At 31.7% G+C, this 24,778-nt stretch carries 24 protein-coding genes; 20 read left to right on the top strand and 4 right to left on the bottom strand.

Features of this window, described 5'->3' with window-relative positions; all coding sequences use genetic code 11:
* The first annotated feature begins 289 nt into the window (after positions 1-289).
* The 13 genes from CVD18_RS11405 (at position 290) to CVD18_RS11465 (ending at position 12,804) form a co-directional block, all read left to right on the top strand.
* A complete protein-coding gene (locus CVD18_RS11405; protein ID WP_103865570.1) occupies positions 290-1,219 on the top strand; it encodes an ABC transporter ATP-binding protein in 930 nt (309 codons plus the stop codon).
* On the top strand, positions 1,212-2,522 hold the full coding sequence (locus CVD18_RS11410) for an ABC transporter permease (RefSeq protein ID WP_103865571.1): 1,311 nt from the start codon (positions 1,212-1,214) through the stop codon (positions 2,520-2,522). Before CVD18_RS11405 ends, CVD18_RS11410 begins: the two co-directional genes overlap by 8 nt.
* Before the next feature lie 4 nt (positions 2,523-2,526).
* On the top strand, positions 2,527-3,414 hold the full coding sequence (locus tag CVD18_RS11415; RefSeq protein ID WP_103865572.1) for a mechanosensitive ion channel family protein: 888 nt from the start codon (positions 2,527-2,529) through the stop codon (positions 3,412-3,414).
* Positions 3,415-3,493: 79 nt separating this feature from the next.
* Positions 3,494-4,339, top strand: a complete 846-nt coding sequence (locus tag CVD18_RS11420) for a DUF6268 family outer membrane beta-barrel protein (RefSeq protein WP_103865573.1) — start codon at positions 3,494-3,496, stop codon at positions 4,337-4,339.
* Positions 4,339-5,502 (top strand): sigma-54 dependent transcriptional regulator, encoded by a 1,164-nt coding sequence (locus CVD18_RS11425; RefSeq protein ID WP_103865574.1) that lies wholly within the window; start codon positions 4,339-4,341, stop codon positions 5,500-5,502. The genes CVD18_RS11420 and CVD18_RS11425 overlap by 1 nt, the downstream gene beginning before the upstream one ends.
* 144 nt (positions 5,503-5,646) lie before the next feature.
* A complete protein-coding gene (locus CVD18_RS11430; protein WP_103865575.1) occupies positions 5,647-6,168 on the top strand; it encodes a hypothetical protein in 522 nt (173 codons plus the stop codon).
* Between the two features lie 105 nt (positions 6,169-6,273).
* Positions 6,274-7,152, top strand: a complete 879-nt coding sequence (locus CVD18_RS11435) for a PPK2 family polyphosphate kinase (protein ID WP_103865576.1) — start codon at positions 6,274-6,276, stop codon at positions 7,150-7,152.
* A gap of 19 nt (positions 7,153-7,171) precedes the next feature.
* Positions 7,172-8,560 carry a M20/M25/M40 family metallo-hydrolase gene (locus CVD18_RS11440; RefSeq protein WP_103865577.1) on the top strand — a complete coding sequence of 463 codons (1,389 nt, stop codon included), beginning with the start codon at positions 7,172-7,174 and terminating at the stop codon, positions 8,558-8,560.
* Positions 8,557-9,099 carry a hypothetical protein gene (locus CVD18_RS11445; RefSeq protein WP_103865578.1) on the top strand — a complete coding sequence of 181 codons (543 nt, stop codon included), beginning with the start codon at positions 8,557-8,559 and terminating at the stop codon, positions 9,097-9,099. The genes CVD18_RS11440 and CVD18_RS11445 overlap by 4 nt, the downstream gene beginning before the upstream one ends.
* A gap of 192 nt (positions 9,100-9,291) precedes the next feature.
* The gene (locus tag CVD18_RS11450) at positions 9,292-10,662 is read left to right on the top strand and encodes an MATE family efflux transporter (protein WP_103865579.1); all 1,371 of its coding nucleotides are present in this window, start codon (positions 9,292-9,294) and stop codon (positions 10,660-10,662) included.
* 154 nt (positions 10,663-10,816) lie between these two features.
* Entirely contained in the window at positions 10,817-11,902 is a 1,086-nt protein-coding gene (locus tag CVD18_RS11455; RefSeq protein ID WP_103865580.1) for an OmpA family protein, read from the top strand.
* Positions 11,903-11,973: 71 nt separating this feature from the next.
* Complete coding sequence (locus tag CVD18_RS11460) at positions 11,974-12,201, top strand: hypothetical protein (RefSeq protein ID WP_103865581.1); 228 nt, start codon at positions 11,974-11,976, stop codon at positions 12,199-12,201.
* 21 nt (positions 12,202-12,222) lie between these two features.
* Positions 12,223-12,804 (top strand): phosphatase PAP2 family protein, encoded by a 582-nt coding sequence (locus CVD18_RS11465; RefSeq protein WP_103865582.1) that lies wholly within the window; start codon positions 12,223-12,225, stop codon positions 12,802-12,804.
* A gap of 5 nt (positions 12,805-12,809) precedes the next feature.
* Here CVD18_RS11465 and CVD18_RS11470 read toward each other — a convergent pair whose 3' ends face one another.
* Positions 12,810-15,041, bottom strand: coding sequence for a transglycosylase domain-containing protein (locus tag CVD18_RS11470; protein WP_103865583.1), 2,232 nt, complete (start codon positions 15,039-15,041; stop codon positions 12,810-12,812).
* 54 nt (positions 15,042-15,095) lie between these two features.
* A complete protein-coding gene (locus CVD18_RS11475; protein WP_369858597.1) occupies positions 15,096-16,610 on the bottom strand; it encodes a BCCT family transporter in 1,515 nt (504 codons plus the stop codon).
* A gap of 315 nt (positions 16,611-16,925) precedes the next feature.
* Between CVD18_RS11475 and CVD18_RS11480 the strand changes: the two genes are divergently transcribed.
* From CVD18_RS11480 to CVD18_RS11490, 3 genes are all read left to right on the top strand, one after another.
* Positions 16,926-17,219, top strand: a complete 294-nt coding sequence (locus CVD18_RS11480) for a hypothetical protein (protein ID WP_103865585.1) — start codon at positions 16,926-16,928, stop codon at positions 17,217-17,219.
* A gap of 268 nt (positions 17,220-17,487) precedes the next feature.
* The gene (locus CVD18_RS11485; RefSeq protein WP_103865586.1) at positions 17,488-18,021 is read left to right on the top strand and encodes a hypothetical protein; all 534 of its coding nucleotides are present in this window, start codon (positions 17,488-17,490) and stop codon (positions 18,019-18,021) included.
* Between the two features lie 187 nt (positions 18,022-18,208).
* The gene (locus CVD18_RS11490) at positions 18,209-19,450 is read left to right on the top strand and encodes an acyloxyacyl hydrolase (RefSeq protein ID WP_103865587.1); all 1,242 of its coding nucleotides are present in this window, start codon (positions 18,209-18,211) and stop codon (positions 19,448-19,450) included.
* Positions 19,451-19,646: 196 nt separating this feature from the next.
* Here the strand turns inward: CVD18_RS11490 and meaB are convergent, their stop codons facing one another.
* Together meaB and CVD18_RS11500 are read right to left on the bottom strand one after the other, a co-directional pair.
* Positions 19,647-20,720: a methylmalonyl Co-A mutase-associated GTPase MeaB gene (meaB, locus tag CVD18_RS11495; protein WP_103865588.1), complete on the bottom strand. Its 1,074-nt coding sequence runs from the start codon at positions 20,718-20,720 to the stop codon at positions 19,647-19,649.
* An 85-nt stretch (positions 20,721-20,805) separates the two neighbouring features.
* Positions 20,806-21,360, bottom strand: a complete 555-nt coding sequence (locus tag CVD18_RS11500; RefSeq protein WP_103865589.1) for a DUF2911 domain-containing protein — start codon at positions 21,358-21,360, stop codon at positions 20,806-20,808.
* A 348-nt stretch (positions 21,361-21,708) separates the two neighbouring features.
* Here CVD18_RS11500 and CVD18_RS11505 point away from each other — a divergent pair, with 348 nt between their 5' ends.
* From CVD18_RS11505 to CVD18_RS22975, 4 genes are all read left to right on the top strand, one after another.
* Positions 21,709-22,254 carry an RNA polymerase sigma factor gene (locus CVD18_RS11505; protein ID WP_233194534.1) on the top strand — a complete coding sequence of 182 codons (546 nt, stop codon included), beginning with the start codon at positions 21,709-21,711 and terminating at the stop codon, positions 22,252-22,254.
* A complete protein-coding gene (locus tag CVD18_RS11510; protein WP_103865590.1) occupies positions 22,238-22,849 on the top strand; it encodes a hypothetical protein in 612 nt (203 codons plus the stop codon). The genes CVD18_RS11505 and CVD18_RS11510 overlap by 17 nt, the downstream gene beginning before the upstream one ends.
* Entirely contained in the window at positions 22,833-24,209 is a 1,377-nt protein-coding gene (locus CVD18_RS11515) for a hypothetical protein (protein WP_103865591.1), read from the top strand. Before CVD18_RS11510 ends, CVD18_RS11515 begins: the two co-directional genes overlap by 17 nt.
* Positions 24,210-24,556: 347 nt before the next feature.
* Complete coding sequence (locus CVD18_RS22975) at positions 24,557-24,706, top strand: hypothetical protein (protein WP_199185072.1); 150 nt, start codon at positions 24,557-24,559, stop codon at positions 24,704-24,706.
* The last annotated feature ends 72 nt before the right edge of the window (positions 24,707-24,778 follow it).

The following is a 24,778-nucleotide window of genomic DNA, read 5'->3' on the forward strand; positions in this document are numbered from 1 at the left end:
TTAAATCTATTAACGTTTGATTAAGAAAAATTTGTATATTTGAGACATCACTAGCGCATTTAGTGATAATTTTTCTTTTTCATAGCAATTTTTTTCCCATCCTTAATACTTGTATTCAGGGTGGGTTTTGTTTTCTATGAAAAATACTAATTTAAAAGTATTAGGGCAATAAGAAACCATTAACTGTGTGTTATTTTATCTCATTAATTTATGTCATAATTAGTATAAGTATTTAACTTTTCGTATCATTCGAGTCTTATATAAACTACAACTTACATTTTTATTATCTATGGCTAATCTTTTAGAGGTGCAACAAGCTACAAAGCGATTTGGAACCTTTACAGCATTAAACAATGTGTCAATACAAGTACCAAAAGGAAGCATTTTTGGATTACTAGGTCCTAACGGAGCAGGTAAAACGACATTAATCAGAATCATTAACCAAATAACATTGCCTGATGAAGGAAGTGTACTTCTGGATAATGAACCACTACAACTACATCATGTCAAAGATATAGGCTACCTGCCAGAAGAGAGAGGTTTGTATAAATCTATGAAGGTAGGAGAGCAAGCATTATATCTCGCACAGCTCAAAGGGTTGAGTAAAAGAGAAGCCAAAGAACGCCTAAAATATTGGTTTGATAAATTTGATATTACACACTGGTGGGACAAAAAAATACAAGAACTCTCTAAGGGGATGGCTCAAAAAGTACAATTTATTGTTACCGTTCTTCATAGACCAAAACTACTGATATTTGATGAACCATTTAGTGGTTTTGACCCTATCAACGCAAATGTAATCAAGGATGAAATATTGCAATTGCGAGAAGAAGGAGCAACCGTTATATTTTCTACACACCGTATGGAAAGTGTAGAGGAGTTGTGTGATCATATTGCTCTGATCCATAAATCAAAGAAAATACTAGAAGGAAAAGTAACAGATATTAAGAAAGCATATAAGACCAATACTTTTGAGGTTGGGTTATTAGCGGATAATTCGATACAAGTATATGCTGAATTGCAAGATAAATTTAAGGTAATACCTGCAGATTTTAAAACAATAGATGATCAACTTAAGATGAAGATAACATTGGATGATAATCTATCTTCAAATGAATTATTGCAATATCTGTCAAATAAAGGTCAGATCATGAGATTTAATGAAGTAATCCCAGGAGTTAACGAGATATTTATAAAAACTATTACAGATAATGAGTAACCTTAAATTAATAATCAAAAGAGAATTCATAGCGCGTGTTCGCAACAAAACGTTTGTGGTTATGACCTTTCTTAGTCCTTTGATCATGGTAGCTATGGTTTCTTTAATCGCTTGGTTGGCAACGCTTAATAATGATGAGGTTCGCAAAGTCGTATTTTTTGATGAAACGGGATTGTTTAAAAAAGACTTTAAAGACTCGGATGCTATTGATTATCTTGATTACAGTCATCTTAGTCTCAACGATGCAAAAGATTCTGTAGTGCTAAAAAAACTAGACGGATTGCTATATATACCTAAAAGCAGTATGAGTAATCAACAAAATTCATCTATACAGTTTTATTCTGATGAAGCACCAAGTATATCTATTCTCAATACAATAGAAGAGATTATAACTACAAAATTAACCAATCAGAACTTTATAGAGAAAGGGTTGGATATTGAAGCAATAGAGAACTCTAAAGCAAAAGTAGAAATCCGACTGGAAAACTTTTCAGGAGAGAAAACATCAAAAATGTCTAGTTATATCAAAATGATCTTTGGCGGTGCTGCGGGGTATTTTTTAATGATGTTTATTATTATATATGGTAATATGGTAATGCGATCTGTAATAGAAGAAAAATCAAATCGTATTATAGAAATTATTATCTCTTCAGTCAAGCCTTTACAATTGATGATGGGAAAAATTCTGGGAACATCCTTTGCAGGAATTCTTCAGTTTACTATCTGGGTAATTTTAGGAGGGGTTCTAATGTTCATAGCAGGTCTTTTTATTGATTTAGATTTAGATCCTGATAATATGCAAGAAGCATTAAAATTATTAGAAAAAAAACAAGGAGGAATAGTAGCAAATGCGACAGAAATTTTATTTGAACTAAAAAAACTTCCTCTATTAACATTGCTAATATCATTTTTGATTTATTTTATAGGCGGGTACTTTTTATACAGCTCTATTTATGCGGCTATTGGAGCTGCAGTAGATAGTGAAACAGATTCACAACAATTTATGTTGCCTATCATTTTGCCATTGATGTTAGGAATCTATGTAGGTTTTTTCTCAGTTATAGAAAACCCTCATGGAACTGTAGCAACAGTGTTTTCTATGATACCACTTACTTCTCCTATAGTAATGCTAATGCGTATCCCTTTTGGAGTTCATTGGTGGGAAGTTTTGATTTCGATGTTACTGTTGATAGGAAGTATTATCTTTATAACATGGCTGGCAGGAAGAATATATAGAGTAGGAATACTTATGTATGGTAAAAAACCAACCTATAAAGAGTTATTTAAATGGATGAAATATTAAAATAATGCAAGAAGATATTACAGATCATGTAAAAGAGGTGATCCCTAAAAATGTATGGAATATGATGCAGGATTTTCTGAATTTTGAAATTTTTCATTTCGGAACAGATGAACATCCTTTTATACTCACCGTAGGGCTGTTACTTTTTGTAATTATCGTTTTTGTAATAACCTCGGTTATTCTCAAAATTACCAAAAGGTTTTTTACCCGTAGAATGAAAAGACAAGATCGATTGAAGTTCGAATCTGTCTTTTCTTTTTCAAAATATTTCGTGTATCTAATTGTTATTTTTTTTGCACTTGATGGTATCGGATTTAATATTACGGGGATATTTGCTGCTTCTGCAGCGTTATTAGTAGGTGTTGGGTTGGCGTTACAAACATTTATTCAAGATATTTTTTCGGGAGTAATTATTTTTATAGACCAAACTGTTGATGTTGGTGATATTATTGAGTTAGAGGGCAAAGTAGGACGAGTAGAAGAAATAAAGCTTAGGACTACCAGAGCGGTGACAATAGATAATAAGGTCTTGATTATACCTAATCATAAATATATGTCCTCCTCTTTATATAATTGGACACAGAATGGAACCTTAACCAGAGAATCAGTTTCTGTTGGGGTTGCATATGGTAGTGATACTCAATTGGTCAAAGATTTGTTGACAAAAGCTGCGTTGTCTAATTCAAATGTTTTAAAAGAACCTCCTCCACTAGTTCTGTTTACAGATTTTGCAGATAGTTCACTCAATTTTCAATTAATGTTTACTATAGATAATAGTTTTTTGGCAGGAATACCCAAAAGTGAAATAAGATTTGAAATAGATCGTTTATTCAGAGAGCATAATATAAATATTCCTTTCCCACAACGAGAAGTTACTATTATAAAAGAATGATAAAAAGGATACAGATGCTACAAAAATGATAAAAAATCTTCTGCTTTTTATATATGTTTTTTTATGCTGTTGTAAGGCGATGCGATGTCAAGGTACTAATTTGGCAAGAATAGAATATACATATGTCCCACAGGCGCAAAGTGATAATGTATATAGTAGATTCAGAGTTTCTGCAAATTACCCTATAAAAATGGATGATAAAGGAACCTACCTTGTGATTAGTCCGCAGTATAGATTTAATAATTTACAAATAAAGGATGCGCTGCTATTCAATACGCAAGAAGAGATCAATAACTTTCATACTGCAGGTATTGAATTAGGGTATACTTTTAAGATGAAGAATAACTGGCGATTTGGTGTCAAGGCAGGAATAGGAATTTCATCTAATTTTGAAGAGTCAGGAGTAAAAAGTGATGATTTTAGATATACGGGATCTGTATATTTTGTAAAGAGTTATAAAAATAAAGAAGCACCAAAAACAGCAGGATTGGTCATAGGGCTAAAATATACAACCCCTGCAAGTCTCAACTTCCCGTTACCAATCATTAATTATTTTAAAAGATTTCATCCTAGTTGGTCATATTCTATAGGTACACCCAAAACAAGTATAAAATATTTTTTTAATGAAAAAAATACACTTCAGGCATTTGTAGGATTAGATCGTTTTTATGGTAATTTGCAAAGTAATAGAGTGTTTACAGATGCGAATGGAAATAATAAGATAGCAGAAAATGCATCAATGCTTACTTTTTTGAGTTCATTAGGATATGAATATTATTTTACGGAACACTTATTGTTCTACACCTATGCAGGATATACATTAAGTAATGAAATTCGCTTACGAGATAAGAATCAAAATGATGTATTGTCTATAAATAATAAAAATACATTTTATTTGCGAAGCGGAATAAAACTAAAAATATAATGGCAAAAATATTAGTAATTGAAGACGAAGCGGCAATCCGAAGAGTTCTTGTGAAAATTTTATCTGAAGAAAATAATGAATATGAAGTATTTGAATCCGAAGATGGACTTGCTGGAATAGAAAAAATAAAAAAAGAGGATTACGATCTAGTTCTTTGTGATATCAAAATGCCAAAGATGGATGGAGTAGAAGTACTAGAAGCTGTAAAAAAGATAAAACCAGAAATTCCTATGGTTATGATCTCTGGTCACGGTGATCTTAATACAGCGGTAAATACAATGCGATTAGGAGCTTTTGATTATATCTCTAAACCACCTGATTTAAATAGATTACTTAATACAGTACGTAATGCTCTTGACCGTAAAGAATTAGTAGTAGAGAATAAGATGCTGAAGAAAAAAGTATCTAAGAATTATGAAATGATAGGGGAGTCTTCAGCGATTTCTGATATTAAAAATATAATCGAAAAAGTCTCTGCTACGGATGCAAGAGTTTTGATTACAGGGCCTAATGGAACAGGTAAAGAGTTAGTAGCACATTGGATTCACCAAAAGAGTGATCGCGCAAAAGGACCAATGATAGAAGTAAACTGTGCGGCTATACCTGGAGAATTAATAGAAAGCGAGCTTTTTGGACATGTCAAAGGAGCTTTTACCTCTGCAAATAAAGATCGTGCTGGTAAATTTGAAGCAGCCAATGGAGGAACTATATTTCTGGATGAAATAGGAGATATGAGCCTTTCTGCACAAGCAAAAGTACTTAGAGCTTTACAAGAAAATAAAATTCAGCGAGTAGGTAGTGATAAAGACATAAAGGTAAATGTACGTGTAGTTGCGGCCACAAATAAAGATCTGAAAAAAGAGATCGCAGAGAATAGATTTAGAGAAGATTTATATCATAGATTAGCAGTGATTTTGATAAAAGTTCCAGCTCTAAATGATAGAAGAGAAGATATTCCTTTGCTAGTAGAATATTTCGCAAAAAAAATATCAAAAGAGCAAGGATCTCCTATTAAAAAGTTTTCTGACAAAGCGATAAAACAATTACAGCAATATGATTGGACAGGTAATATTAGAGAGTTACGTAACGTTGTAGAGCGTTTGATCATTCTTGGTGGTAAAGAAGTAAGTGAAGAAGATGTAAAGTTATTTGCGGCTAAGTAACTATTAGTTATTCAATAGTTTTTTGATATAAAATAATTAGGAGATAATTAATCATTTCGTAATATGAATTTTGAATTATAATTAATTATTGATTGTAATTAATTCATCTTGTTGAACGACCAAAATAGATATGCCTCTAAATAAATGAAAAGAATTTTATTTTTAATCACAACAATATTTATATGCAACACTATATCTGCTCAATATGACCCAGGAGCAATTAATTATGGTTTGGTAGTAGCAAAAAATTTTGGAGTAGCAAATGAATTGACTTTAGGAGGAAGGGTAGAATATTCCTTTAATTGCTATACCACTTTTATAGGAGAGTATAATCGCTCATTTGCCATAAATGCAACTGATGCGTATGAGGGGTATAATGAATTGGCAGTAGGAGTAAATTTAATCTTATTTAATTGGTATCCAACTACGATTACCGCAGGGATGGGGTATATAGGTAATGATTCTAGCTTTTTTGAGACCATAGAAGATAAAGCCTTTTTAGGGATTAGAACAGGCAATTTTAATCATGGCGGACAGATCAAATTAAGAGCTTTACATCAAATAACAATACCAGTACATATTTTTGCAGAGCTTAATATCAAAAGTTTAGGCAGAAGGTATGACACATTCCTTATAGGTTTTAGCTATGATTTTAATGCCAGATAAATATATTGAGGAGTAAGTTTAATCCTATAAATTGATAGAATACGAAACTATTTTCCTACAAATCTAAAACTTTAGTATCTTTCGGAGGCAAACACAAATCATGATATGAAGAAGATAGCGCACGAAGATTTTAAGGTATCAAAAACCGTAGAATTATCCAAAATACCGACTACTTTAGACCTAGGAGAGAACGAAAAAAAAATAGAAAAAGAACTTGAAAAAACTAGAGAGAAACTAGGAGAACTTCAAGATACCCTCTATGCTCATGGTAAATATGCTGTGCTAATATGCCTTCAAGGAATGGATACAGCAGGAAAAGACAGCCTGATAAGAGAAGTGTTTAAGGATTTCAACACTCGAGGTATAATTGTACATAGTTTCAAGGTTCCAACAGAACGAGAATTAGGGCATGATTATTTATGGCGACATTATATAGCTCTGCCACAACGTGGTAAATTTGGAGTTTTTAATAGAACACATTATGAGAATGTGTTGGTAACAAGAGTACATCCAGAATATATAATGGGAGAAAACATCCCTCAGATAGATACAGTTGACGATATAAATGATGATTTTTGGGATCAACGTTTTGAACAGATCAGGAGTTTTGAGAAGCATATTGCCGATAATGGTACATTGATCTATAAATTTTACCTGCATTTATCAAAAGAAGAACAAAAAAATAGATTGCTTCGCAGGTTAGAAAAAAAAGAGAAAAACTGGAAATTTTCTGCAGGAGATTTAGAAGAACGTAAACTTTGGGATCAATATCAGTTTTGCTATCAGGATGCTATTAATAGAACATCATTGCCCCATGCACCATGGTATGTAATTCCAGCAGATGATAAACCTGTTGCAAGATATATTGTAGCAAAAACGCTATATGATACATTGCGAGAATACGATGATATACAAGAACCAGAATTAGATGATAAAACAAAAGCAAATCTGGGTCTGTATAAACAACAATTAGAAAACGAATAAAAAAGATAAAACACATAGTATGTTAAAAATAATCATCCCCATTGTCTTTGTTATCTTATCATTAAATGGATATGCGCAAAATGATGCCAAAGAAGATTCGGTTATATTAAAAAAAATATATACGACCTCTCTGCTTAACGGAAAGAGTTATGCATGGCTAGATTATTTATCAAATCAGATAGGCGGAAGATTATCTGGATCTGTAAATGCGCAATTAGCGGTAGAATGGGGAGAAAAAGAATTAAAAAAGCTAGGCATTGATAAAGTGTGGTTACAACCAGTCATGGTACCCAAATGGACTAGAGGAGTAACAGAATTTGCCTATATTGAAACAGAGCCAGGTAAAACAACAAATGTACCTATATGTGCATTGGGAGGATCTGTACCTACATTGATAGGTGGAATAAAAGCAACCGTAGTAGAAGTACAAGGTGTAGAAGAACTTAGAAAACTAGGAACAGCCGCGATAGAAGGTAAAATAGTATTTTATAACCGACCAATGCAGGCAGATCTTATAGAAACATTCAGAGCATATGGAGGATGCGTGGATCAACGTTACTCTGGAGCGGCAGAAGCAGCAAAGTTTGGAGCAGTAGGGGTGATTGTACGCTCTATGAACCTGAGATTAGATGATTTCCCGCATACAGGTGCAATGAGTTATGGAGATCTTAAAGACATTGATAAAATTCCTGCTGCCGCAATTAGTACCAATGGAGCAGATTTATTAAGCTCTATGCTTAAATTAAACCCTAAGATTAAATTTAGTTTAAATATGAATTGCCGTACCTGGAAAGATGTACAATCTTATAATGTAATTGGCGAAATTACAGGTGCAAAATTCCCTAATGAATATATGGTAGTAGGAGGACATCTGGATTCCTGGGATTTAGGTGATGGGGCTCATGATGATGGAGCTGGAATTGTACAATCTATGGAGGTGTTACGATTATTTAAAGAGATAGGATACAAACCAAAAAGGTCTATTAGAGTAGTGATGTTTATGAATGAAGAAAATGGATTACGTGGTGGTAAAAAATATGCAAAAGTTGCTGAAAGCAAAAAAGAAAATCATGTCTTTGCTTTAGAAAGTGATGCAGGAGGGTTTACCCCAAGAGGGTTCTCTTTTGATTGTAATGAAGAAAATTTTATACAAATAGAAGGTTGGAAACCTCTTTTTGAACCCTATTTAATTCACTTTTTTGCTAAAGGAGGAAGCGGAGCAGATATAGGGCCCTTAAAAAAAGAAGGAATGGTCTTGGCAGGATTGCGGCCTGATTCACAACGATACTTTGATTATCATCACGCCAAGAATGATACTTTTGAAGCTGTGAATAAAAGAGAATTAGAATTAGGAGCTGCAACCATGACGAGTCTAATATATCTTTTTGATAAATATGGAGTAAAATGATATACCAAGTATATAAAGTACTTTTTTTTGTATTAGTTCTAGGACTGTTTGGTAACTGTACTTCAAAAACGATTACAAAAGTAGATAAGACCAAAAAAATATTAGAAAACGGGAAGCATCTGGTTGTAGAGAAAATAAATAAAAATACAAGTTATAAAGGCGTTTTGACCAAGCATATCTATAATTCTACACATCAATACACCTATAGTTTTACTGTAGATAGAGGAGATGTTAATTGGGATGAAGGAGCAGGAGAACCAAAACATATTCTTTTTTGTAATAAAGAGGTGTATGTGCATTATCTCAAAGAAAAATATACCTCTATTACCCATAAAGATACACTAGGTAACCAAGTTTTGGATAGTAGTTATTTTAAGGTAGAAGAGGCGTTTGAACTCTATGTCGATAAACGTTATTTCTTTAATTTTTTTGGAGATGAATATTGGGTAGAAGTCACCCCAGAAACATATGAACAAAAAAAGGAAACATGTAATGAATATGATATCCCTAATGATAATGAGCTTACAGTAGATAAATAGCTAATTCTACTAGTCGTGTCGATGATATTGTATAGAATATATAAGTCTTAGAATAAGTTTAGATATCTATAGAAGATAACCTCGATTTCTTCTTTAGAAAAAATTTAAATAATCATAGGTAACGTTAAAAATACGATAAGAATAATTTGAATTCTTAGAGTTCTGATACCTTTGCATTCTCAAAATTGTAAAATGCTACAACAATACACCAAAGAATTTAGATATAATTTAAAATTGGCAGCACCAGTAATGCTGGGTATGCTTGGGCATACTTTTGTAGGTTTGGTTGATAATATAATGGTGGGACAATTAGGAACCACAGAATTGGCAGCAGTATCTCTAGGGAACAGTTTTATGTTTATTGCTATGTCTTTGGGAATTGGTTTTTCTACTGCAATTACTCCATTGGTAGCAGAAGCAGATGGTAACAATAATTTTGATACTGGTAAATCTGCATTCAAACATGGTTTGGTTTTGTGTACTACTCTAGGTACTATATTATTTTTACTGATTTTGTTGGCAAAACCATTGATGTATTCAATGAAACAGTCAGCACAAGTTGTAGAGCTTGCGATACCTTATTTAGATCTAGTAGCATTTTCTTTAATTCCGTTAATAGTTTTTCAAGCATTAAAACAATTTTCTGATGGATTATCAATGACCAAAATACCTATGTATGCAACATTGATAGCCAATTTGGTAAACATAATTTTAAATTATTTATTGATTTTTGGAAAGTTTGGATTTCCAAAAATGGGAATTGTAGGAGCAGCGGTAGGTACATTAGTGTCGCGATTTGTAATGGTTATTTTTTTATGGATTTTCTTAAGAGATAAAGAGAAATCAAAACCGTATGTTACACAGATCAAAATTTTTGTTTTAGAAAGTAAAATGATGCGTAAGGTTATAGCGTTAGGTTTTCCATCGGCATTACAAATGTTTTTTGAAGTAGCTATTTTTACTGCGGCTATTTGGTTGTCTGGAATTTTGGGAGAAAAACCGCAAGCAGCAAATCAAATCGCATTAAATCTTGCGTCTATGACTTTTATGGTAGCAATGGGATTAAATGTAGCTGCTATGGTAAGAGTAGGAAATCAAAAAGCGCTTGGGCATTTCAAAGATTTAAGAAGAATTGCGATTTCTATATTTTTATTAACTTTTTTGATAGAAGTTGTATTTGCTTTGATTTTTATTTTATTTAATGAGCCACTAGCACAAATTTATCTAGATATTAAAGAAGCAGAAAACCTTACAGACAATACAGAAACCATCGTGATTGCGGCCAAATTATTAGTAATTGCTGCCTTGTTTCAGATTTCTGATGGAATACAAGTAACAGTTTTGGGAGCATTAAGAGGATTACAAGATGTAAAAATACCAACGCTGATTACATTTATCGCTTACTGGGTTGTTGGATTTCCTATTAGTTATTATTTAGGATTATATACAACATATAAAAGCTCAGGAATCTGGATAGGATTATTAGCAGGTCTTTCAGCCTCTGCAGTATTGTTATATGCTAGATTTAATATATTAACCAAGAAGTTGATTCACAAAAAATAACGCGTTATTTCTGCTGTTTATAGGTATATGTCAGCATGTTTTTATAGAAATTTTAAATAAAAAAAGGATGATGAAATACCTTTTTTATACTTAATACGTTTATTTGGTATTAACGAATAATTAACTATCTTTCCAAAAAAACAGAATACAAAAGATGAGAGTCCCAAATTCTAAATTTTGTCTGCTGCTTGCTATCTTCACTCTATTGATTGCTCAAAGTAGTACAGGCCAAAACTTTACTCATAGTAAAACCCAGAACCTTATTCCTAATCCCAGTTTTGAAACTACCAATGTAGCTATTTCTAGAATGGCAATGGAGATGCAGAATTTTGGAATTATTAAAGATTGGAAATCAGCAATCAATTCGCCAGATGCTTATCACCCAAGATTAGAAGAGATTAGATTTATTCATAAATCTCCTAATTTTTTAAAACAATTTGGTGAGCAGGAACCTAGAACAGGAGAAGGAAAAGTAGGGATGTATATTGCAGGAGGGCCTTATAAAGAAGGAGTAACTGCCAAACTAAAAAAACCTTTATCAAAAGGAAAATATTATTATTTTCACATGTATGTCTCCTTAGGAGAAGGGATCTCAAATTCATGTACTTCGTCTATAGGTTCTTATTTTACAGCAAGAGTCCCAAAAATTACTACAACCTCAAAATACCCTTTACATGTACAATCATCAAAAATGGTATGTAATACAAAAGGGTGGTCCAAGGTTTGTGGAGTGTATAGAGCAAAAGGAACTGAAAAATATATTTCATTAGGATATTTTGCTGATAGCCCTAAAGGGAAATCTGTAAAAGGAGGTAGTTTTGATACAGCGTACTATTTTATCGATGATGTATTGCTAATGGAAATGAGGGATACCAAAAATCTAACTTCTGGACAAGTATGTGATATGGCACTTGATTTTTCTCCTATAGAATTTTTGGTAGGTGAAAGCGAAGCATATAAAGAAATCAAGAAAGCATTAGATTCTTATATACAATATGTAAGTATATTCAAAGTGAAATCTGTAAAGATTATTGGGCATGCAGACGATGCAGGTTCGTCTTTTGAAAATGAAATTATGTCTGGAATGAGAGCCAGTAATGTGAAAAAGTATTTTATAGAAAAAGGAATAGATGAATCTATAATAGAAGTCATTGCTGCAGGAAATACAAGCCCTATAGTTGATAAAGATCCAAATCTTGATCCAGAATCAAATAATAGAGTAGAAATTAAAATTGAATAGTAATTACATAATAATTTTCTGGATTCCCCAAAAAAAGTACCTTTGAGGTTTTGTAATTTTAAGTATTCATTATGGACTTCCCAAAATTTTTATTAGGTGATAATACAGATTATCCAGACGCCATCTTCGTAATTCATACCGAGTTTCCAAGATTTATAATTAATCTGCAAAATGATGAAGTTGAATGGCTAGAAGAGTTTGATAAAGATGATGAGAAAGAATTATTGAGTGAGGCAGAAAATTTGTTTATAGAAGCCAATAATTTTTATGATCGTGAGATAGAACGATATGGTGAATAAAAAACAAATAAATACGCTATAATGGAAGACCTTATACAACTAGATAAAGACCTTTTTTTATATCTCAATAACCTTGGATCTCCTATGTGGGATGGGTTTTGGTTATTTATGACTGAAAAATTCTATCAAATTCCTTTGTACCTAATACTTCTTGTTTTTTTCTATAAATATTTTGGAATTAGAGGTACGATCATCACTTTGGTAGTTGTTGCATTATTAATCGCAGTAGCTGATCAAACGGCAAATTTGTTTAAAAATGTATTGGTTATGAGACCACGACCATGTGGAGCAGCTGGGGTGTCAGAATTTACACGTATAATAGCAGAAAGATGTGGAAGACATGGGTATTTTTCTGGGCATGCAGCAAATTCTATGGCATTGGCTTTCTTTGCAGGATTAACTTTACGTAAATATCTAAAATATATATTCCCATTTATGGTAGTATGGGCTATTGTTGTAAGTTATAGTAGAATCTATTTAGGAGTTCATTACCCTGGTGATGTAGTTACAGGAATGGTTTTTGGAATTTTGTTTGGAACCTTAGCATATAAACTACATACATTTTTAATCCAAAAATATGGTGATACTGGTGCTGCTAGGTAAAAAGTTTAAAACCTTTTCTTTTTCCTTTTTTTACCAAAAATCCTTTTGAAAAAACTATCTCTTTTTTCTGGTTTGCATGACAGATCTTTCATGATTTCTGGCGGGGTTTCCTCAAATTTACTTTTGGTAATAGGATCAAAATATGGGTCTTGATTCATTTTTTGATACAATTTTGCAAAAATAGGTAATGCGGTATTGGCTCCTTGGCCCAAAGCAGTAGTTTTAAAACCTATATTGTTATCATTGCCTACCCAAGTAACAATAATTAGATTTGGAGTAATGGCAACAAACCACCCATCTTTATTGTCTTGTGTTGTTCCTGTTTTACCCGCAATATCATTATCAAGGTTGTAATAAGTTTTGAGTCTGGTTGCGGTACCTTGTTTTACTGTTGATTTCATCATCTGTAATAAGACCAATCTTGTATACTCGCTATACGCAACAGTATCTGCTATTTTAGGAGTAAAAGAAGCAATGGTATGCCCGTTTTTATCCTCGATACGAGAAATGTAAAAAGGAACTGTATTTTTTCCTTGGTTTATATAACTGGAATATGCTCCCGCAAGCTCTTTAAGTTTGATAACATCTGTACCCAAGGCCATTGCAGGGTTTTGAGATAAAGCAGTTGTAATACCAAGTTTTTTTACTTGATCAATAACATTGGGTATGCCTACTTTGTTTAATACTTTTACCGCTATAGTATTTACAGAATTACTTAGTGCTTTTTCTAAGGTAAAATTAAGATGCGGGTCATTTTCTATAGAAGCATTTTTTGGTGTCCAGTTTTCTAAATTTGTATATGTAATTTCTTTTGTAGAGAAATAAGAACAGGGTTTGATACCATTTTCTATAGCAGTGGTATATACAAAAGGTTTAAAAGTTGACCCTACTTGCCGTTCACTTTGTGAGACATGATCATATTTGAAATAACGGTAATCAATTCCGCCAAGGTATGCCCTTACAGCACCTGTTGTTGGCTCTATAGCAATCATACCCGTATTAAGAAATTTTAAATAGTGTTGTAGACTATCTAAAGAAGATGCTTTTTTAGTAATATTACCATCCCACTCAAATAATTCAATATCTTTTTTTACAGAAAGGGAATCCTTAATTTGATTTTCGGTAAGTCCTTGCTCTTTATAGGTAGTATAGGCGGTAAGGTTTTTTACTGCATTTTTGATAAGATCAGGATTGTTTTTCCAAGGAGCATCACTACCATATGATTTTTCATAATCATACTGTAAAGTTTTCATATGCTCTTTCATAGCATTTTCTGCCAAAAATTGCATTTTATAATCTAAAGTAGTGTGTATAATTAATCCATCATTATAAATATCATATGCGCTACCATCAGGTTTTTTACGATGTTCTAAAGCCTTGGTTAATTCTTTTTTCACCTCTTCTCTGTAATAAGGAGCTAGGCCAAGGTCATGATTAAAATATTGATAATCCAAAACGATAGGTTGGTTCATTGCTCTGTTGGATCGATTGGCGCTTATATAATTGTATTTTACCATCTGTTGTAATACAACATCTCTTCTGAGTTGACTTCTTTCAGGAAAGAGTCTAGGATTAAAACTATGATTAGCTTTTAGTGATCCAATAAGTGTAGCAGATTCAGATAAAGTGAGTTGAGAAGTAGATTTATTAAAGAATTTTTGAGAAGCACTTTCAATTCCATACGTATTATCAGGAAAAGGGACTGTGTTAAAATATAGGGTGATAATTTCACTTTTAGAATAAATATTCTCAATTCTTTTGGCAATGAATGCTTCTTTAATTTTATTAACTACGGTACTAAGTATTGGATGTTTTTTTCTTCCGAAAAGATTTTTTGCTAATTGTAAAGTTATTGTGCTTCCGCCTCCAGAGGATTTATTGCCGAGTAATATAGTTTTAAAAAACACACGTAATAGGCTTGTATTGTCTACTCCAGTATGCCCATAGAAGCGTACATCTTCTGTTGCAATAAGGGCGTCTATAAGATGTTGTGGTAGGTCGTTATACGTTATTGGTTGCCTATCATAGATGTAATATTTACCAATAAGGTGATTGTCCTTGTCAAGTATTTGAGTGGCTTCTGCCTGTTTCAAAGAGCTTAACTGTTCTTTGTTGGGTAATTCCCCCCATAATCCAAAATAGATACTTGCGTAAAAGCATAATGCCAAAAAAGCGATTCCACATGATAGATATAAGAACTTTTTGGTCCATTTTTTTTGTAAAACTGTCTTTACCATATAGTAGTATACCGACATAACATAACGTCGAAAATAACATATTATTAGAGGTTACTAATTTCTTATGTTTTTTCTATAATACCATATAAATAATGCAATCATTATCACCATTAATAAAGAAAAGGGCAAGGAGGTAATAATAAGTAACTTTTGCATAGCGATTAATACATTGATATCTGTTTTTACATTTCCTAAGAGAAGAATGCCAATACATAGGATAGTGAGTATACTACTCCATAAAAGGCGGTGTTTTTTTGATGGTTCTTGTTTACCATTATCTGTAAACATACTCAATACAAAAATTGCAGAATCTAGAGAGGTTACCAAAAAACTCATTAATAATAAAAGGGTGAGTATATTGATGAAACCTTGCAAAGGATAGTGCTCAAAAAAGACAAAAATAGAACTAAACAGATTGTCAAATTGTCCTTGATACGTTCCAAAATCCTCAATAATATCAAAAGCAGAATGCCCAAAAGTGGTAAACCAAAAAAATGTTCCCAAACTCGGTATAAGAAGTACTCCTAAAATAACTTCTCTCATGGTACGGCCTTTGGAGATACGTGCAATAAAAATTCCTGTAAAAGGAGCCCATGCCAACCAAAAAGCCCAATAATAATAGGTCCAGTCTGTAAGAAATTTTTCTCCTGGATCATATTGGCCATAAGCTAGGCTAAGAGGAATAAAATCAATTATATAATGATACAAGGCAATAAAAAAATGATTGATGATTGATACAATATCACTTTGTATAAAGACAAAAAACAATAAGCCTAGTGTAATATAGATATTCCAGGTTGAGATGATTTTAATTCCTTTGTTGACTCCTCTAAAAGCAGAGATAAATGCTAATACTGAGATAATGACCAGTATAAGAATAGTGGTATTGAGGCCAAAATCTTTCGCAAAAATATGATTTAATCCACCTTGTATTTGAGTAGTCCCTAGCCCAATAGCGGCTACCAAACCAAATACTGTGGTAAGAATTGCTAGAACATCAATACTTCCAAAAATAATATTTCTAGATCTGTTTGAAGTAGTCAGTTGTTGAATAGGTAAAAATGCACTACTAGATAATACCTTTTGAGATTTTACAAATAGATAGTATCCTATAATAATAGCAAATACAGCATAGAATGCCCAAGCAGTAAATCCCCATTGATAAAAAGTGTATTCTAATGCAATAATCTTGGGGTTAGTTTCTGTGTTAATAGGAGGGTTATGTGCCATAAAAACAGGTTCTTGCACAGCGCGTAATAAGATCCCTGCACCCATACCAGCACTATATAGCATAGATATCCAAGCCAATCTGGAAAATTGAGGTTGGTCTGAAGGTTTTCCTAATCGTCTTTTTCCCCAAGGTGAAAAAGCTAAAATAATAAGTAATAAAACACAAAGTAGTCCTAGCCATAGGTAGAATCTGCCAAATCGCTCACGAATATAAATAGAGAAAACCTCTATTACATTGTAAGTTTCGAGAGTATAGAAATATAAAAAAAAGAAAAGAAGATTAATATGCCCAAAGATATGTATAACAGGCTGTTTTTCATAAGTATAAGTTTGGTGTATTATTGTCTATTTGTGTTTGTAATAATAGAATACCATTATAAATGTCCTGAAAAGTTTTGACATTACTTGGTTTTAGTGTGAAAATTATGATTTTTAACAAGTAAAATTCCAAAAAAATAATTGGTTTTTTTGAATGATATTTCTGAAAGTTTCATTTTTTTTATTTAGACTTGTAATAAGAAATCATATAGCATAAGTATAGGTGTGCGGTCAGTTCAAATTGCTAGAAGTAAGTTTTAAATAAGACACTACAAAGTTTATAATAGAGGACACTATTATTTTAAGATATAAAACTAATTCTTAAACCTACTAACTATGAAAAGAATGATTGTTGATTACAAGAAACTTAATAAAAATATTTTAAATCTTTTGGTAGATAAATTTCCTGATGGATATAGTGATAGGGATATTATTTTATTCAAAAATCAGTATAATGAGGCTATCGAAGCTGTTGAGGTAAGAACAGAGGATACAATTTATTTGGTAAAAATAAGTAAACGATTGGCAGATACGATGCAGAGTTTTGAAGAAGATGAAAACGACACAAAAATAAGTGCTATTCCCAAAGAAATGAGTAAAGATGAAATCGGTGATATAAGCGATAAATAATGCTTTATTGGTAAGCTGTGTTATATTGTTATAATTTTATGATAGCTACTTTTGTAGCTATGATCTTCAATTGCCTCATAGGTTGAAATCTGCATAAAATATTGTTGTAGGTGATTTTTTGATATTGTTTTCTTTTTGTAATAACATCAAATTTTTATAAGTTTAAAACTTAAAAGTAAGTATAGATTAAAAAATACACTTGATCAGCATATTTTTTAATCTACAATTATTTGAACGTGATTTCCTGCAATTATCTATAAAAACCTTAATGAGAATTCAAAAAATAGTTTCTGTATTGTTTTTATCACTATTAATTTCATCTTTTATACCATCAAAAGATGCGAGCCAACATGTTGATGAAACAGAGGATATTACTCAGGTTTGGAAAAAGTTTTTGAATATTATTGCCAGACAAGATAAAAGTGGGTTTAAAACTCTTTCTAATCAATCGATACGCTGTTATTTGTGTTTAGAAAATACAATCATAGAACAAGAAGAATTGGATAAAAAAAGGGAAACAGACCCTGAATGGTATACTACTCTTTATACAAAAGATATCTATATTTCGATAGATGATTTTATAAAAAATGACTATGATTTAATTTTTAATACAGTATTTGTACAAATATTAAAAGAAAGGAAAACAATTTTTTATAAAAGAGAAATAGAAGAGGTAGCCCATTATGAAGTTTTGGTGACTACAACAGAACCTACACTTTATCATGAAGGAGGACAACATAGTTTTCAGTTTAAGAAAATAAAAGGAGAATGGAAATTTAACGAAATAGGAACTATTCCTTAAAAAGAAAAGACTAAAGAGTAGTGATTTACCCTTGATTGACACATAAAAGAAAAACTATCCAAATAATTATATAGTAGATTATATCAATATGAGAAATAAGACTTTAGTATGTATAATGAGTAATTATGTAAACAATCGGGTAATGAATATAGAGAAAAATAACCTAGATACCTGATACAAAATATACATGAAGCAAACGAGATACTATCTATTTCTGTTATTTATTGGAGTACAATTACGAGGACAAACATCAACTGTAAAAAACAAGAAGTCACTTTTTATAACCCCCGAAGTTCTTATAGGGAAAACAATGGAAGCAAATACTGATTTTCCTAAAACTAAATTGCAAACCTCTTTTTTTGTTAGCATGGGGATGCATAGTATGGGGTCTGATCAGCAATGGGCTGTTGAGTTGGGATATCCAAAGACAGGAGTTTCACTAGGTGTTACTAATTTTGGAAATACAAAAAAAATAGGATTTGCATATACTATTATGCCTTTTGTAGAAGTAGATTTGTTTAAAAAGTATTCAGAAAGATGGAATTTTAACATTGCAATGGGGGTATCGTACTTAGATACAAAATATGACGCTGATACAAATCCATTTAACAGAGCTATTACTACAGATGTTAATTGGTCTTTTAGATCATTTTTATATTACGATATTGTAAAGAGACAGAAGATGGATTGGCGCATAGGATTAGGATATACTCATTTTTCTAATGGCCATACAAGATTACCTAACCAAGGACTTAATTCGTTTTTGCTCAGTTTATCTTCACAGATAGGAAATAATCCTCAGTATATTAATGATGAGAATGCGAAACAAAATGTAACAAAAAAGAAATCTTCAGAGTACTATTTTTCTTTCAGAACTGGAATTGGCCAAAATGTACTTTCTCGAATTTTTAATGATAAAAAAGAAGTGTATTCTACAGCACTATCTATGGGTAAAATTATTAATAGAACTTATAAATTTGGAGTAGGAGGGTATTATCGGTTTTATGAGCATTATTATGATCATATAAATGATAATAAAGAACTTATAAGTGAGCAAGTACCACGTTTTAGAAAACATCCTTATCGGTATGCTACCAATTTTGGGGTTTTTGTAACTAGTGAATTGTTACTGGGGCATGTAGGAATAGAATTTGATTTTGGGTTCAATATTTATAAACCTTTTTATAAAATAGATTGGCAATTAAGTCAAGGAGAGTTTTATAATGATAAATATACCAAGTTAGGAGAGTTAGATTGGTATTATAAAGTAAAACGTACTATATCTAGTAGATTAGGAATAAAGTATTATTTGTTTAATACGTATAAATCTCCTGTAAACAATTTTTTTCTGGCTGCACATATTAATGCAAACCTTGGGCAAGCTGATTTCTCTGAGCTAGGATTAGGGTATGTATACCGTTTTCATTAGAAGTAATACTAATTTTGAATTGAAACGACTGTGATCTGAATTTTATTTTGAAGTATGGAGTGAAAAGAAATAATTTTAGGAGGTAATTTCAATTGAGAGTTGGTAGAAATTACCAATTTGTTACTCTGTATATAAAGTGAATTTAGCTTTTAGTCGCATTAGAATGACACACTACACAGCGATTTTATTTTGAGAGTTATTTTTTACTTATATCCAATAGATATCTAGCAGCGGCAAAAGGAGTTATTTTATGTTGTTGTACAGCTGTTGTTTGAGTATCTAAAACGGCTTTAACTTTTGGATGATTATAAAAAGAAGTTTTCAATTGTTCTTCTATAGTTTGTAATAGCCAAAATTTGTTTTGTTGGATTCTATTTTCTTCAAAAAAACTATTTTTGGCAGTAATATCAAGGTATTTTAGAATCATTATCCAGATATCTGCGATACCAGTACCTTCTATAGCGCTACATGTAAGTACTTCTGGAGACCAACTACTTTGAGCAAGTGGATAAAGGTGTAATGCTTTTCTAAATTGATTTTTGGCTTTTCTAGCAGGAATTAGGTTATCTCCATCTGCTTTGTTGATAACAAGAGCATCTGCCATCTCTATAATTCCTCTTTTTATTCCCTGTAGTTCATCACCTGCGCCAGCAAGTTTTAGTAATAGAAAAAAATCTACCATGCTATGTACAGCGGTTTCACTTTGTCCTACGCCAACAGTTTCAATAATAATTACATCATATCCAGCAGCTTCACATAGAATAATAGATTCTCTGGTTTTTTGGGCAACACCTCCCAAAGATTTTCCAGAAGGAGAAGGGCGTATAAATGCATTAGGGGATTGCACAAGTGATTCCATTCTGGTTTTATCACCCAGTATACTTCCATGTGAGATAGAACTACTAGGATCTACTGCCAAAACAGCAACTTTTTTTCCTTTCTTTAGTAATAAGTTCCCCAAAGCTTCTATAAATGTACTTTTACCTACCCCAGGAACTCCGGTTATACCTATTCTTACAGAGTTATTAGCATGAGGAAGGCACATTTCTATAAGTTGTTGCCCCTTTTGTAGATGACTCTTTTTTGTACTTTCTATCAATGTAATCCCTTTGCTTAACGCTGCTGTATCATTGGTAACAATCGATTTAAAAATTGAATCAACTAAAATTTCTTTTTGCTGTAGTTTTTTAAACCTGTTAATAGACAGATTACTAGTACTAGAAGGTACTTTTGATAAAGGGGTAGTATTTTTGGCAGAATTACTAGACACTGAATAGATAGATTTATGACAAAGTTATGCATTCCTTTTTGTAAACTCATATATTCGATATAAAGGTTTACAGATCTACTAGAAGTTAACTTTTGATAGGAACGGCAATAACGGTTCTATCCCAAGCAATATACATAGTTGTAAATTCATTCATATCTTCAAAATATATAGAAAATTGTTCTACTATATTGAGTAATGGGTGCGCGGGCACTTCGACAGTAAGTACATCAAATTCAGCTTCTCGTTTTGCCGTACCATTCATATGTACTCCCCAATCATATTTTTTACTATTGAAAATAACTTTCCATGATTTTGGATTTGGGATGGTCCATAAAGTATAAGTTCCTGATTTTAGGATAGTGCCATCAACCTGTATATCTTTATTAGTAGTAAAAGTAGTTGCTTCATTAGCCCCAGTTCTCCACACTTGATCAAACGGAACAAGATCGCCAAAAATTACTCTACCTTTTTTATAAGGACGGTTATAAAAAACAGTGAAATCAGTTCCTTTTGCGGTATGAGTAATGGTCTCTTCTGGACTGTGTTTTTTAGTATTTTGTTTTAGAAAATACATCCCTGCAAATCCAATTATCACTAACCCTAATACAATAAATGCAGTTTGTTTTAGAAGTTTTGTCATGATTTCTTTTTAATCTTAAATATAACATTTTTAAAGGTAAAATTTACATATTCTATAGATAGAATTGTATATAGGACACAATAATATTTTTCCCTTTATGGCAGGTTTATTAAGTATAACTCTACCTTATGACTCTTTGATACTATTAATGTTTAAAAAACTGGAGACCCTATAGGAGAGATCTTTACTTTGTATGGCTAACAGTTTGGGATGACTTAAATTATTAAATAAACGTAAATTTTATACTTAATTTTGCAACACAGAATATGTGTTTCCGTCTATATAAATGAATACCATTGAAAAGACGATTTTTTTGAAAAATAATCACTAACCAAAAGTTAAGAAAGTTTGTTACAAAGCGAGCTAATAGAACAATGTAGGACTAATGATCGTAGAGCGCAAATGAAACTCTATAATAAATACTGTGATGGTATGTATTATGTAGCGTTGCGGTTTCTTAAAGATCCATTCGAGGCAGAGGAAGCTATGCAAGAGTCTTTTATCAAAGCATTTACAAGGCTTCATCAGTTTACAGGGGATGTTACTTTTGGTGCTTGGCTGAAACGAATTGTAATTAATAAAAGCATAGATATGCTAAAAGCCAAAAAAATGAATATGGTAGCAATTAATGAGCAGATTATGTCAACAGTAGAGGAGCAGAATGACTGGTCTGTGTCTGACTCTGTTACTGTAGATGAGGTGAAAAAAGCAATTGAAACATTACCAGAAAAATATAAATATGCAGTCATGCTGTTTTTGATAGAAGGGTATGACCATAATGAAATTAGTGAAATATTAGATATAACACCCGTTTCTTCAAGAACGTTAGTACATAGAGGTAAAAAACAATTGCAAGAACAATTAAAACATTTGAGAGATGGCACAGGATATTAGAGAGTTATTAAAAAAGGATAAACATATCCCTTCTGAGCGCATACAAGAAGGACATGAACAACGTTTTTTGTCTAGATTAGAAAAAGAGTTGCCTAAAAAGACAAGAAAGTTTACATATCATTGGCTTAATATGGCTGCTAGTATTGTTGTTATATTCTCTGTGTCATTATTAACATATAATCAGTTAAGTATAAATAATACTGAAGGAACTGAGGTAGTAAATGTTGATAACGAATCAGTAAAAAATTCGTCAATTATATTAACAAAACAGACTTCGCCTTTGGCAGAAATATCTCCAGAATATGAAGAAGTCGAAAATAGTATACTTACCAGTATCAAATTTCAATTATCTCAGATAACAATAGATGATTCTAATAGAGAGCTTGTAGAAAGTTTTATGACACGATTAAACAATCTGGATAAAGAATACCAACAACTCAATAAAGAATTGATAGAGGTAGGCCCTAATGTACAGAGTGTAGAAGCAATGATGGAGAATTTAACGATACGATTATCCCTTTTGAATAGATTAAAAGATAAACTAAAAGAATTAGAGCGAATTGAAAACCAAAATTACAATGAGATACAAGCTTAATATTGTTACAATTGGGGTGCTGTGCTGTACAGGATTGTTTGCGCAAGACAGACAAGACAAGTTGAGCAAAAAACTTGTAGTTGATAATGATGTCACTGTAAATCTTAATACTAGTCATACTAATATTGTTTTTGAAACATGGAATAAAAATACAATAGTAGTAGAGGCATACTTAGAAGGAGATCTTTCTGATGAAAATAGTAAACGAATACTAGATAGTTGGCAAGTAAGTGTATTAGGAGATGATCAACAAGTTACAATTAATTCTACAGCAGGTAATTTATGGAGTAGGAGTGTGACGACTTCTAGTAATACTAGAGCGAATAGAAATCTGCAAGAATTGAGAATGCTGGAACCAATGATTACCAGTATGCTAGAGCCTATTATGAAAAATATGGCTAAAAACCCTATGCCAAATGCTCTTTCTGAAAATCAATCTAATGTTACTTATAAGGATAAAAGAGTTAATAAAAGTAATGAAAAGTATATCGCACAATGGGAAAACCAGATACGTGAAAAATTTAAAGACGATATAAGTAAAGAAAAACAAAAATGGGCTAAGCAGTTTGCAAAAGAATCAAATGTTCCATCAGGTCAAGTAGAAATACGTTTAGAAACATGGAGTAAACAATATGGCCAACAAATGGACGCTTGGGCATCACAATTAATACAGGATATAGGAGAACAGCAACCAAGAACGGCTAATATTACTGTATATAGGTATAGCAATAGTAAAGCAACTACAAATAGTAGTAGTAAGATAATAAAAGTATATATGCCAAAACAGGCTAAATTAAAGCTTAATATTCGTCATGGAGATGTGCAATTAGCAGAGAAGACTAATAATTTAAAAGCATCTCTGTCTCATACCAAACTTATGGGCAATGTTATAGATGGTAAACAAACTTTTATTAAGGCTGCTTATTCTCCTGTTTTTATTAAACAATGGAATGACGGAAGGTTGATTTTGAATTATGTTAAGAACTGTAGGATACAAAAAGCTAAAAACCTCCTTGCTAATACAGATTCTAGTAATATTTATATTCAACAACTAGGTGAGAATGGAGCAATATCAGGAAGCTTTGGAGTGATTACTATAGCCAGTCTTGGAGAATCATTCTCTACTCTTGATTTAGCAGTTCAGAATAGCGATTTAAAGTTCATGTTACCTAAATCGGCTTTAAATCTATCTTATAATGGAACACAAAGTATAATTTCTTTACCTAAAACATTAGAAATAAATACAAGAAATAATTTTGGAAATGTTTTTATAAATGGTTTTCAGAAAACTCGTAGTACAGATAAAATGATTACAATTAATGCAAAATATAGCAAGGTTGTTGTACTAGGTAATAAATAATTTTTTTCATAGTAATGTAGTGTTAATTGTAAAAAAGCTCTATCAGCAAGGTTGATAGGGCTTTTTTAAATAAGAAAGATTTTTCACAGTATATGACAAAAATATAATTACTTGATTATCAGTAAAATATGCATGGTTTTATTAAGATAAAGCATTGATTTTCAATATATTAAATAAATAATTCGACCTATTTATCTAATGGAGAAAACCAATGCTGTTACTAAAATAGTGAATTAACTTCTGTTCTCAACACTCATTTTCAAGGAAAAATAAATCTAGCTCACATAAAGCTAATAGCACTTTTTATTAGTAGCTTATGTAAAGTACAATCTGTAACCTTTGATAAATTGGCAAATGCTTTTGACACTACAGCTAACACTAGTTCTTCTTTAAGACGTATTCAACGTTTTATCGCTGAGTATACTTTGGAAGCTGATTTGATTGCCAAATTGGTGTTTAACTTATTACCCAAACAAGATAAAGTAAAATTATCCTGAATTATGCAATAGGATTTTAAATATTGACAATATGGTTGATTCTTACTAGCTTTATGCTGTATTTTAAATTTC

This window comes from Aquimarina sp. I32.4 (assembly GCF_002924285.1).
In the GTDB taxonomy this organism is placed as follows: Bacteria; Bacteroidota; Bacteroidia; order Flavobacteriales; family Flavobacteriaceae; genus Aquimarina.

Coding starts and splice junctions, on each gene's coding strand:
- CVD18_RS11510 (WP_103865590.1), top strand. CDS start 22,238: ATGGCACAGGATATTAGAGAGTTATTAAAAAAGGATAAACATATCCCT.
- CVD18_RS11460 (WP_103865581.1), top strand. CDS start 11,974: ATGGACTTCCCAAAATTTTTATTAGGTGATAATACAGATTATCCAGAC.
- CVD18_RS11435 (WP_103865576.1), top strand. CDS start 6,274: ATGAAGAAGATAGCGCACGAAGATTTTAAGGTATCAAAAACCGTAGAA.
- CVD18_RS11480 (WP_103865585.1), top strand. CDS start 16,926: ATGAAAAGAATGATTGTTGATTACAAGAAACTTAATAAAAATATTTTA.
- CVD18_RS11455 (WP_103865580.1), top strand. CDS start 10,817: ATGAGAGTCCCAAATTCTAAATTTTGTCTGCTGCTTGCTATCTTCACT.
- CVD18_RS11515 (WP_103865591.1), top strand. CDS start 22,833: ATGAGATACAAGCTTAATATTGTTACAATTGGGGTGCTGTGCTGTACA.
- CVD18_RS11485 (WP_103865586.1), top strand. CDS start 17,488: ATGAGAATTCAAAAAATAGTTTCTGTATTGTTTTTATCACTATTAATT.
- CVD18_RS11420 (WP_103865573.1), top strand. CDS start 3,494: ATGCGATGTCAAGGTACTAATTTGGCAAGAATAGAATATACATATGTC.
- CVD18_RS11450 (WP_103865579.1), top strand. CDS start 9,292: ATGCTACAACAATACACCAAAGAATTTAGATATAATTTAAAATTGGCA.
- CVD18_RS11470 (WP_103865583.1), bottom strand. CDS start 15,041: ATGGTAAAGACAGTTTTACAAAAAAAATGGACCAAAAAGTTCTTATAT.
- CVD18_RS11445 (WP_103865578.1), top strand. CDS start 8,557: ATGATATACCAAGTATATAAAGTACTTTTTTTTGTATTAGTTCTAGGA.
- CVD18_RS11490 (WP_103865587.1), top strand. CDS start 18,209: ATGAAGCAAACGAGATACTATCTATTTCTGTTATTTATTGGAGTACAA.
- CVD18_RS11500 (WP_103865589.1), bottom strand. CDS start 21,360: ATGACAAAACTTCTAAAACAAACTGCATTTATTGTATTAGGGTTAGTG.
- CVD18_RS11440 (WP_103865577.1), top strand. CDS start 7,172: ATGTTAAAAATAATCATCCCCATTGTCTTTGTTATCTTATCATTAAAT.
- CVD18_RS11425 (WP_103865574.1), top strand. CDS start 4,339: ATGGCAAAAATATTAGTAATTGAAGACGAAGCGGCAATCCGAAGAGTT.
- CVD18_RS11430 (WP_103865575.1), top strand. CDS start 5,647: ATGAAAAGAATTTTATTTTTAATCACAACAATATTTATATGCAACACT.
- CVD18_RS11405 (WP_103865570.1), top strand. CDS start 290: ATGGCTAATCTTTTAGAGGTGCAACAAGCTACAAAGCGATTTGGAACC.
- CVD18_RS11410 (WP_103865571.1), top strand. CDS start 1,212: ATGAGTAACCTTAAATTAATAATCAAAAGAGAATTCATAGCGCGTGTT.
- CVD18_RS11465 (WP_103865582.1), top strand. CDS start 12,223: ATGGAAGACCTTATACAACTAGATAAAGACCTTTTTTTATATCTCAAT.
- CVD18_RS11415 (WP_103865572.1), top strand. CDS start 2,527: ATGCAAGAAGATATTACAGATCATGTAAAAGAGGTGATCCCTAAAAAT.